Raw genomic sequence first — 12,455 nt, forward strand, 5'->3', positions numbered from 1 at the left:
TTAGCGTTTAATAACTACAAATCCTTTTAATTTTTTCAAGTTGTGTGTTCCAGAAACCTTAATTTCGAAAAAGTAAGTTCCATCTGGTAGTTTACCAGCCCCTAGCTGTTTAAGCCTATTGGCTTCACCTCGAAAAACATTACTAGAATTATTATAATTTGCTATAGTAAATACTAAATCGCCCCAACGATTGTATATATTAACCACATTATTTGGACTGTTTTCAATCCCATTTATTTCCCAGAAATCATTTAAACCATCTCCATTAGGCGAGAACCCATATTTAGATTCTGCTAAGGTTATATTAGTTGTAAATAAAGTCTCTGTACAACCAATAGCTTCCCCCACATCATTATAAGCTATAACTACAACATATATTTGTGTGCCTTCAGGTAAATCGCTACTTAAACTATAGGATATTACATTACCTACATCTTCATTATCTAAAATATCGTAAACACCAGAGGTGGTTCCTACAAATAATTTATAACCCGTAGCATCACTAATTTCAGACCATTCCAAATAAGTATCTGTACTAACCTCTGTTTCTCCATTATATGGCGATACTAGCTCCGTGCAATTTGGAATTGTTGGAAATACTTCTGTAGTAAAACTTTGTTCGGTACAACTTACAGCATCGCCAACAGCGTTGTATGGTGTAATAGTAACGTAAATGGTTGAGTTTTCAGGTAAATCTGAAGTTAAATTGAAGGTTGTTACATTACCAATATCTTCGTTATCTAAAATATCGTTTCCATTGGAAGTCGTTCCAATAGTAAGTCTATAACCAGTAGCGTCAGTAACAGCATCCCAATTAAAATCGGTTGCTACCGAAACATCGGTTGCGCCGTTTGTTGGACTGGTTAAAGCTGCGCAAATTGGCTCGCTTGGAAAGGTTTCAGTAATAAATGCTTCTTCTGTACACACCGTTGCATCTCCAACTAAATTATAAGGTATTATTGTTACATAAATTTCTGTAGATTCTGGCAAATCAGATACCAAATTATAAGTTGTTACATTGCCAACATCTTCATTGTTTAATATTTCATTTCCACCAAAAGTGAGACCAACAGTAAGTTTGTAACCCGTAGCTTCTGCAATGGCTTGCCAGCTTAAATCTGTTGATACAGAAACATCAGATTCTCCATTTACAGGACTTGTTAATCTGGTACAATCTGGAATTGTAGCCAATGTTTCCGTCGTAAAGCTTTCTTCAGTACAACCAGTGGCATCTCCAACCGTGTTGTAAGGTATAATGGTGACGTAAATGGTTGTGGTTTCTGGTAAATCTGAAGCTAAGTTATAGGTTGAAACATTGCCAACATCTTCATTACCTAAAATATCGTTTCCTCCAGAAGTAGTTCCAACGGTTAGTCTGTAACCAGTCGCATCGGTAATGGCAGTCCAAGATAAATCTGTAGACACAGCAACATCGGTTGCGCCGTTTAGCGGACTTGTTAATGTTGTACAACCAGGAACTGTTGGAAGTGTTTCTGTCGTAAAACTTTCTTCGGTACAACCAGTGGCATCGCCAACCGCATTGTAAGGTGTAATGGTGACGTAAATGGTTGTTGTTTCAGGTAAATCGGTAACTAAATCGTAGGTTGAAACATTGCCAACATCTTCATTATCTAAAATATCGTTTCCTCCAGACGTTGTGCCAACAGTTAGTCTGTAACCAGTCGCATCCGTTATGGCAGTCCACGATAAATCGGTAGACACAGCAACATCGGTTGCGCCATTTAACGGGCTTGTTAATGTTGTACATGTTGGTGCTGTTGGAAGTGTTTCCGTCGTAAAGCTTTCTTCGGTACAACCAGTGGCATCGCCAACCGCGTTGTAAGGTGTAATGGTCACGTAAATGGTTGTGGTTTCAGGTAAATCGGTAACTAAATCGTAGGTTGAAACATTGCCAACATCTTCATTATCTAAAATATCATTTCCACCAGACGTTGTGCCAACGGTTAATCTGTAACCCGTAGCATCGGTAATGGCAGTCCAAGATAAATCTGTAGACACAGCAACATCGGTTGCACCGTTTAACGGACTTGTTAATGTTGTACACGTTGGTGCTGTTGGAAGTGTTTCCGTCGTAAAGCTTTCTTCGGTACAACCAGTGGCATCGCCAACCGCATTGTACGGTGTTATGGTGGCGTAAATGATTGTAGTTTCAGGTAAATCGTTAGCTAAATCGTAGGTTGAAACATTGCCAACATCTTCATTATCTAAAATATCGTTTCCTCCAGAAGTTGTGCCAACGGTAATTCTGTAACCAGTCGCATCCGTTATGGCAGTCCACGATAAATCGGTAGACACAGCAACATCGGTTGCACCATTTAACGGGCTTGTTAATGTTGTACACGTTGGCGCTGTTGGAAGTGTTTCGGTAGTGAAACTTTCTTCAGTACAACCAGTGGCATCGCCAACCGCATTGTATGGAATAATGGTGACGTAAATGGTTGTAGTTTCAGGTAAATCGTTAGCTAAATCGTAGGTTGAAACATTGCCAACATCTTCAGTGTTTAAAATATCGTTTCCTCCAGACGTTGTGCCAACGGTTAATCTGTAACCAGTCGCATCGGTTATGGCAGTCCACGATAAATCTGTAGACACAGCAACATCAGTTACGCCATTTAACGGACTTGTTAATGTTGTACACGTTGGCGCTGTTGGGAGTGTTTCGGTAGTGAAACTTTCTTCGGAACAACCAGTGGCATCACCAACCGCATTATAAGGAATAATGGTTACGTAAATGGTTGTGGTTTCTGGTAAATCTGAAGCTAAATCGTAGGTTGAAACATTGCCAACATCTTCACTATCTAAAATATCATTTCCGCCAGACGTTGTGCCAACGGTTAGTCTGTAACCAGTCGCATCGGTAATGGCAGTCCAAGATAAATCGGTAGCTACTGAAACATCGGTTGCACCGTTAAGCGGACTTGTTAATGTTGTACATGTTGGTGCAGTTGGAAGTGTTTCCGTAGTGAAACTTTCTTCGGAACAACCTGTGGCATCACCAACCGCATTGTACGGTGTAATGGTGACGTAAATGGTTGTGGTTTCTGGTAAATCGTTAGCTAAATCGTAGGTTGAAACATTGCCAACATTTTCATTATCTAAAATATCATTTCCTCCAGATGTTGTGCCAACGGTTAATCTGTAACCAGTCACGTCAGTAATTGCAGTCCAAGATAAATCGGTAGCTACTGAAACATCGGTTGCGCCATTCAATGGACTTGTTAATGTTGTACAACTAGGTGCTGTTGGTGCTGCGGCTGTGGTAAAAGATTCTTCGGAACACCCACTGGCATCACCAACATTATTATAAGGTGTTATACGAACATAATAGATTCTGTTTTCTTGTAATTCTTCAGAAAAAGTATAGCTTGTAACATTGCCAACATCAATACTGTTTACAATTTCTACACCTCCGGATGTTGTACCAACACTAATTAAATAGCCTGTTGCATCTGCTATAGTATTCCAAGTTAAATCGGTTGTTGTCGAGATATTTGTTGCTACATTTAACGGATTAGATAATGTTGTACATGCTGGAGGAATAGGTATAAATTTAGTTCTGAATGATTCTTCGGTACAACTTGTAGCATCACCTTCTTCATTATAAGGTGTTATGGTTACAAAAATATCGGTGTCTTCTGGTAAATCTGTGGTAAAATCATATTCAGTTACATTTCCAACATCTTCATTATTTACTAAATCTGTGCCTCCAGATGTTGTGCCAACAGATAGTTTATAACCATCGGCATTAGATATGGCATTCCAAATTAAATCAGTCGTTACTTCTACATCTGTTGCGCCATTTATAGGTTCAATTAAGGTAGTGCACTCTGGTACCGATGCAGCGTTATTTGAAATTGTAAAGCTTTCTTCGGTACAAGGGCCAACCGCATTCCCTACATAATTATACGGAATAATGGTTATGTATATAACATCGCCGGTATTAAAGTTTGTTGTAAACTCATAGAAAGTTTCATTAACAACAGCTTCATTATCTAAAATATCGTTTCCACCAGGGCTTGTTCCAACGGTTAAATAATAGCCTTCGGCATAAAGTGCGTGTTCCCAAGTTATATTGGTGTTAACTGGTACATCGGTAGCTCCACTTAAAGGCGAGGTTAATTGTGTACATTCTGGAATTGGACAATCTAAAATATCTGAATTAATTGTCCAGCCAAAAGTATCTATCATTGATTGACGCTCATCTTGGGCATCGCAATATAATAGTGATGCGGCGCCTAAGGTAATTCCTGGTGTTAAATTTTGTTCGGACCAAGCAATTAAGGTGTTATCGTAATTTTCTCTGGTTAGCGCGGTATCGTCGAGCATGTTTCTCATATCGGTAACGCCACTAACATCCCAGTCGCCTAAATATTGATTAAAAGCAGTAGCATCATGAAACATGGCGCGCATGGTTACGTTACCAAACAACCATTGATTTAAAGGTTGATTAAATGCAATGGCTTCTTGAAACATTCTATCCATTGTTGTAACATTAGTTGTCCGCCAGCTATTTAAAGGCTTGTTAAAGGCTGATGCACCGTTAAACATATCGGCCATGGTAGTTACTGCTCTTACATTCCAACTATCTATATCACCATTAAACATTATGGCTTCTTGAAACATGCTTTCCATAGTTGTAACCGACGCTACGTTCCATGAATTTAAAGTTTGGTTAAAGGCACTCGCTTCCCTAAACATGTCTTCCATCGAGGTAACAAACGTTGTGTTCCAACTATCTAAAGGTTGGTTAAAAACTGTGGCACCATAAAACATAGCTTCCATAGTTAAAGCTTCACCTGTATTCCAAGAATTTAAGGGTTGATTAAAAGCTGAAGCTTCTTTAAACATAGCCTCAAAATTTGTAACAACGGCTACATCCCAATTATCCATTTCTTGATTATAAACCGTGGCACCTTCAAACATGGAAGGCATTAAAGTAACCGAACTTACATTCCAGGTATTTAATGGCTGATTAAATGCAGAAGCTTCTTCAAACATATTACTCATATTTGCTACTGCACTTACATCCCAGTTAGCTAAAGGCTGATTAAATACTGTTGTACCTCGAAACATTGAAGACATGTTTACTACAGAATTTACGTCCCAACTGTTTAGTGGTTGGTTAAAACTTGAAGCATTGTTAAACATGTAAGACATATTGGTTACATTGGTAACATTCCAACTATCTATATTTTGGTTAAAATTATCGGCAGAATTAAACATAGAGGCCATGGTTGTTACATTGGAAACATCCCAATTGTTTAATGGTTGGTTAAAAGCATCAGCACCAGAAAACATAGAAGCCATATTGGTTACCGATGAAACATTCCAGCTGTTTAGCGGTTCATTAAAACTAGGTGCATAGTTGAACATACCAGCCATATTAGTAACGTTGGTTACTTCCCAACTATCAATATTTTGATTAAAAAGTTCAGCATTATGGAACATTTCTTCCATATTAATTACGTTACTTACATTCCAATTGTTTAAAGGTTGGTTAAACGCATCCGTATAGCTAAACATTTGTGATGTATCGGTTACATTGCTTAAGTTCCAGTTATTTAAAGTTTGGTTAAAAACAGTTGCCTGTCTGAACATTCTTGACATATTGGTTACATTGCTTGTATCCCAATTGTCAAGTGGTTGATCAAAAGAATTAGCTCCAAAAAACATAGCAGATGTATTGGTAACATTACTTATGTTCCAATTATTTAAGGGTTGGTTAAAAGAATTTGCAGCTAAGAAGAGGCTAGACATGTTAGTTACATTACTAACATCCCAATTACTAATATCACTATTAAATAAGTCGCATGAGACAAACATTCCGCTCATATTTTCAACTTGGGTAAGATTTGGAATATCTGTGGCATTATATTCCATGTTTTCACAGTAATAGAATGCTTGCTCCATAGATTGCCAAACTTGGTTACCCCATTGGTCCATGGAGATAAGTTTGTCATTATCTCTATTACTAGAGTCGTGATAAAACGCAGGAAAATCTCCAATGATTGCAATGGTATAAATACCTGGGTTTAAATAGGTGTGTGTTATATCTGTAGTTACATTATTATCATATTGTCCATCTCCCCAATCAATATTAAAGTCGTATGTTAAATAGTCAGGATAACCATCATTAAGTTCTATTCTATATTGGTTTGCAGCAGTAGAACCAGTATCCAAGTTTCTAGTGTCAATGGTAAATTTAAAAACATCGGTTCTGTTAACCCAACTCTCTACAACGGTAAAACTTGTTTCTGTACAACCCGTTGCTGGTCCTTCATCATTATAAGGTACTACGGTAACGAAAACCGTATCTCCTGCTTGAAATTCGTTAGTGAAATCTAAACCAACTACATTGCCTACATCATAATTATTTGCTATGTTTCCTCCAATAGTAGCATAACTTCTTACGCCACCGCGTTCTATTTCCAAGGTAATTCTATATCCTGTAGCATTAGGGGCAGGATCCCAACGAATATCGCTATTTGCTGGTGTTGCTGTATCGCTAGAATGCGGCATGGTAATTTCGGTACACAATACATAAGAACAGTTCACGGCATCACCGGTAATTGCCCATCCATCATCATCTATTAAACTTTGTCTTTGGTTGAGAGCATCACAATATTGAAGATTGGTCGCTCCAAGAGAAACATTGTTTTGAACGGTTTGTACAGACCAAGCTATAAGAATATTATCGTAGTTTTCTTGAGAAATACCACTATTAGACAGCATATTAGTCATGTTGGTTACAGCGGCTATGTTCCAAGGTCCAATATTTAAGTTAAACGATGTTGCACCGTTAAACATATTGCTCATATTGGTAACTCCAGAGGTGTCCCAATTACTAATATCTTGGTTAAAAGCAATTGCAAGGTTGAACATGGAACTAAAATTGGTTACATTGTTTAAACTCCAATTGTTTAGGGGTTGATTAAATACTGCAGCGTTAGAAAACATGTTTGAGACATTAGAAACATTGCTTACATTCCAATTATTTAGAGGTTGGTTAAAAGCATCTGTTTGCTGAAACATCCCTTGCATATTAGTTACGCTACTAACGTTCCAAGAGCTTATATCTTGATTAAAAACGGAAGTATCCTCGAACATCCCCGCCATGTTGGTTACATTACTTACATTCCAACCGCTAATATCTTGGTTAAAAGCAGTGTTGTCTCTAAACATGTAACTCATATTAGTTACGTTACTTACGTTCCAATTATCTAAGGGTTGGTTAAAAACTTGTCCCCAAATCCAACCGTCAAACATGCCAGACATATCGGTAGCATTACTAACATTCCAAGTATTTAAAGGTTGATTAAAAGTTCTATGTCTTTGAAACATTTCAGAGAAATCTACAACTGAAGATACATCCCAATTCTCTAAAGGATGATTGTAAACGGCGTGCCTAAACATTCCAGACATGTTAGTAACATTACTTACATTCCAATTACCAATAGGATGATTGAAGTCTGAACCATCAAACATATTAGACATATCTGTAACATTAGCAACATTCCAATTGTTTAAGGGTTCGTTAAAATTGTTGGCATAAGAGAACGTGCCAGACATATTGGTAACATTATTTACAGTCCAATTATTTATATTTTGATTAAAGCGACTTGCAGAACGAAACATTCTATACATGTTAGTTACTCTGGCGGTATTCCAATTGTCTAAAGGTTCATTAAAATTATTAGTTCCATAAAAGGTTTCAGACATATCAGTTACATTGCTTGTATTCCATAAATCTAGTGGTCTGTTAAAAGTATCGCATTCATAAAACATACCAGATAAATTTGTTATGGTACTAATATCCCAATTGTTTACAATGCCGTTAAATGAAGTACACTCTCTAAACATATTTTTTAAGGTAGTAACTTGGCTTAAATCTGGAGAATCAATTAAATCGAAATTTAAATTTTCACAGCCGTAAAAAGCATTTTCCATGGTTTGCCATTGTATGGACGAACCCCACTCTAAAATTTCAATAATTTTTAGTTTGTCGTTGGTATTGTCATCATTAAAATAAATCGCTGGAAAATCTCCACTAATTTCAATGTTGTAATTTCCTGGAGTGGCATAATCATGGGTAATGTTTCCGGTTACTCCGGTATCTGTATTGCCATCGCCCCAATTTACAGTATAATTGTATGTGTATGCTGGATTTGTAGGTATAGTAATTTGATAATCTGCCGAGGAACTTACTTCTATATTGTTTGTGTTCCAAGAACTTCTAAAATTCTGTGAGAACAAATTTAAACCAATTAATAAAGCAAAACAGACAAGGTAGATTTTTTGCATATGATAAGTTTTTAGGAAGAAAAAAGTGTTGTAATAAAAATTAACCGATGGCTAAAATATTCGAGTATTGCGTAGTTATAAGACATAAAACATTCATAACAAGTAGGTTTATATTGACAAATATAAGTTTTTAAAGATTACTTAAAAACAAAAAACCCGCAAACTAATAAAAGCTGCGGGTTTCGGGTTATTTAATTTGTTTACCATTTTTATCGAAAAAATGATATTCTAAGTATGTGTAAGCATCTCTTGGTAAAATTTTCACCCATTTTTTGTGTTCTAAAAACCATTTAGAACGCTCAGATGGAAAGCCTTTTGTTAAAAAGGCTGCTATAAAAGGATGTGTGTTTAAGGTCACCTTTTTATAGTCTTTTTTAAATAGTTTTTCAAGGTCATGCGTTATTTTTTGTACTACGCCTATAGGAGCTTCAATTTCGGCACCATTAACCCCGTTAGGATTTTCCTCACGAGTTTTAATTTCTAATTCTGGGCGTACGCGTTGCCTTGTTATTTGTATCAATCCAAATTTACTTGGTGGCAAAATTTTATGTTTAGCGCGATCATCTTTCATTTCATCACGAAGATGACTAAACAATTTTTGCCTGTTCTCAGCATTTGTCATATCAATAAAATCTACTACAATAATACCACCCATATCGCGTAAACGCAATTGACGAGCTATCTCGGTAGCAGCTAATAAATTAACTTCTAATGCTGTTTCCTCTTGGTTATTGGCTTTGTTAGATCGGTTTCCGCTGTTTACATCTACGACATGCAAGGCTTCGGTATGTTCTATTACCAAATAAGCGCCTTTTGCCATAGACACGGTTTTTCCAAACGAGGTTTTAATTTGGCGTTCAATACCAAATTTTTCGAAAATAGGAATGTTTGATTGATATAATTTAACTATTGATTCTTTTTTAGGTGCAATTTCTTGCAAATAATCTTTAATTTGATAATAAAGCTCTTCATCATCAACTGTTATTCCAGTAAAGGTGTCGTTAAAAATGTCTCGTAAAATAGACGAGGCTTTGTTCATTTCACCTAATACTTTTGTTGGATGATGGGCTTTATGTAGCTTTTTACTCATTGCCGTCCAGCGACTAAGCAAATTTTGTAAATCTTTATCTAGTTCGGCTACTTTTTTGCCTTGTGCTACGGTACGTACAATTACCCCAAAACCTTGAGGTGTAATACTTTTTACTAATCGTTTTAAGCGATCTTTTTCTTCTTTATCTTCTATTTTTTGAGAAATAGAAATGCGATTAGAAAAAGGCACTAAAACAATATATCTACCAGCAATAGAAAGCTCAGAGCTAATTCTTGGGCCTTTTGTAGATATAGGTTCTTTTACAATTTGTACCAATAGCGATTGATTTGATTTTAGGACGTCTACAATTTTACCGCCCTTATCAATATCTTTTTCAAATGGGAAATTTTTTAAAGAGAAATCTTTTAGTTTACCTGTGCTTACACGTTTTATGAATTTTAAAAGGGAAGGTAATTTTGGGCCTAAATCGTGATAATGCAAAAACGCATCTTTCTCGTAGCCTACATTAACAAATGCGGCATTTAAACCCGGAACAGTTTTTCGAATTTTGGCTATAAACACATCACCAACAGAAAACTTGTTCTCGCCTTCGTCTTTTTGTAATTCAATAAGTTTTCCATCTTTTAATAAGGCAAAATCAACATCCTCGGAACTAGATCGAATAATCAATTCTTTATCCATGTTGTTAATTTTAATCCATTACACTAAAGTGTAACAGATGGATTATACAATATTTTTCACAGGTCCCTATCTCGACAAATAATAAAATATATCGAGAATATTGGGAATTATCCGTGGAGTTCAATAACACACTTTAACTAAAAAGCGCTAAAAACAAATGAACTCATTTCAAAGAACTTAGTTTTTTAAAAACCAAAAAAGTAGTCAATCACTAACTACTTTTTCGATTTATTTTTTCTTTTTGTGACGGTTAGCGCGTCTGCGTTTTTTACGTTTGTGCGTCGCTACCTTATGTCTTTTACGTTTTTTACCACTTGGCATAAATAGTGTCTTTTATAAATTAATAATTATTTTAAAACTGTATCTCCTAAATTACAAGACACAGCGTATTGTTTTACTTTACGTCTACATTTGTTTTCACACCTTCAACAAAAACCTTTGCAGGCTTAAATGCAGGAATATTGTGAGCAGGTATTTTAATAGTAGTATTTTTAGAAATGTTTCTTCCTGTTTTTTCTGCTCTAGTTTTAATTATAAAACTTCCAAAACCTCTTAAATAAACATTGTCTCCACTTTCTAATGATGTTTTTACCTCATCCATAAAAGATTCAACTGTTGCTTGTACATCACCTTTTTCAATTCCTAATTTTTCAGAAATTTTTGCTACTAAATCAGCCTTAGTCATACTTAAATTTTTTTATTTGGGTTACTATTAATTTTTAAAGGGATGCAAATATAGGAATTAAATATTCAATATTTCAAACCTAATTCACTAAAATTTAATATCATAAACGTTTATTTTTGTTTTATGGTTATATAAGAACTCATGAATTTCACAAAAACAATAATACATTGGTACTCAATAAATAAGCGAAGTTTACCTTGGCGAGAAACCCAAAATCCCTATAAAATATGGCTTTCAGAAATTATTTTACAGCAAACACAAGTAAAGCAAGGGTTACCATATTATGAAGCTTTTGTAAGCAAATACCCAACTATTTTTAACTTAGCAAAAGCACCCGAAAGTGAGGTTTTAAAACTTTGGCAAGGATTAGGTTACTACTCTAGAGCTCGAAATTTACACAGCACTGCCAAATATATTGTTAACGAATTACAAGGCAATTTCCCCAATACGTTCAAAGATATTATTAAATTAAAAGGTGTTGGCGACTATACTGCAAGTGCAATAGCTTCCATTTGCTTTAACGAAGTTACTGCTGTAGTAGATGGCAATGTATATCGTGTATTGTCGAGATATTATAATATAGATACACCTATAAACTCTTCTAAAGGAGCCAAAGAATTTAAAATACTTGCACAAGAACTAATAGATAAAAAACAACCAGCAACATTTAACCAAGCCATTATGGAATTTGGTGCTAAACAGTGTACACCAAAAAATCCAGATTGTGAAAATTGCCCACTAAACCAAAGCTGCCTCGCTTTAAGCAAGCAGAAAACTGACCAATTACCAGTAAAAACTAAAACAGCTAAGGCTAAAAAGAAGCACTTTAATTTTTTAGTTTTTATAAGTAGCGATGGTAAAACTGTACTGGAAAAAAGAACAGGCAAAGGCATTTGGCAAAACCTTTACCAATTTCCATTAATTGAAACCGAAAAAAGCACCAACGAAAAAACATTAAGAAACGCTTTAAAAAACAACACCTTATTATATAATAAAAAGTTTGAGCTTACACTATATAATGATGAACCTATTATACATAAATTATCGCACCAACACTTATATACCAAATTCTGGATTATTACGGTCGAAAATATAAAGACAGAAACTATCTATGTAAAAGACATTAATAAGTACCCCGTACCTATACTGATTGGAAATTTTATTGAATCGTTTAATTTTGATTTAGTTTAACACCTACAATCATATTTTTTTATTAATTTTAAAAATGACACACAAATAACTACATTTGTTGTCTTTAACAATATTATTATGTCTGGAACCTTAAATAAAGTTATGCTAATTGGCCATTTGGGAGATGAAGTGAAAATGCACTATTTTGAAGGTGGCGGTTGTGTAGGTCGATTTCCATTGGCAACCAACGAAACCTACACCAATAAGCAAACTAACGAACGCGTTACCAATACCGAATGGCATAATATTGTAGTTAGAAATAAAGGCGCCGAAATTTGTGAAAAATATTTAAACAAAGGCGACAAAGTATATATTGAAGGTCGTTTAAAAACCAGAAAATGGCAAGACGAAAAAGGCAACGATAGGTATTCTACCGAAATTCAATGTACCGACTTTACCTTCCTTACAGCAAAAAATGAAAGTGAAAATGCATCGAGTATGCCACCGCAACAAGCTAAACCAACTCAAGCAAAACCTATTGAACCGGTTGAAGCTGATGATGACGATCTTCCTTTTTAAGTTTAA

5 protein-coding genes are annotated in these 12,455 nt (G+C 35.4%); 2 read left to right on the forward strand and 3 right to left on the reverse strand.

The window, feature by feature from the left end; all coding sequences use genetic code 11:
• The 3 genes from LG651_RS01930 to LG651_RS01940 form a co-directional block, all read right to left on the reverse strand.
• Nucleotides 1–8,322 (reverse strand): BspA family leucine-rich repeat surface protein, encoded by an 8,322-nt coding sequence (locus LG651_RS01930; RefSeq protein WP_226694472.1) that lies wholly within the window; start codon nucleotides 8,320–8,322, stop codon nucleotides 1–3.
• Between the two features lie 187 nt (nucleotides 8,323–8,509).
• Nucleotides 8,510–10,054, reverse strand: a complete 1,545-nt coding sequence (locus LG651_RS01935; protein ID WP_226694473.1) for an Rne/Rng family ribonuclease — start codon at nucleotides 10,052–10,054, stop codon at nucleotides 8,510–8,512.
• 394 nt (nucleotides 10,055–10,448) lie between these two features.
• Nucleotides 10,449–10,739 carry an HU family DNA-binding protein gene (locus tag LG651_RS01940; protein ID WP_044633095.1) on the reverse strand — a complete coding sequence of 97 codons (291 nt, stop codon included), beginning with the start codon at nucleotides 10,737–10,739 and terminating at the stop codon, nucleotides 10,449–10,451.
• Nucleotides 10,740–10,880: 141 nt separating this feature from the next.
• Between LG651_RS01940 and mutY the strand changes: the two genes are divergently transcribed.
• Together mutY and LG651_RS01950 are read left to right on the forward strand one after the other, a co-directional pair.
• The gene (gene mutY / locus LG651_RS01945) at nucleotides 10,881–11,930 is read left to right on the forward strand and encodes an A/G-specific adenine glycosylase (protein ID WP_226694474.1); all 1,050 of its coding nucleotides are present in this window, start codon (nucleotides 10,881–10,883) and stop codon (nucleotides 11,928–11,930) included.
• Between the two features lie 78 nt (nucleotides 11,931–12,008).
• The gene (locus LG651_RS01950; protein ID WP_226694475.1) at nucleotides 12,009–12,449 is read left to right on the forward strand and encodes a single-stranded DNA-binding protein; all 441 of its coding nucleotides are present in this window, start codon (nucleotides 12,009–12,011) and stop codon (nucleotides 12,447–12,449) included.
• Nucleotides 12,450–12,455 lie beyond the last annotated feature (6 nt).

It is taken from the genome of Neotamlana sargassicola (genome assembly GCF_020523965.1).
Classification (GTDB): Bacteria; Bacteroidota; Bacteroidia; order Flavobacteriales; family Flavobacteriaceae; genus Neotamlana; species Neotamlana sargassicola.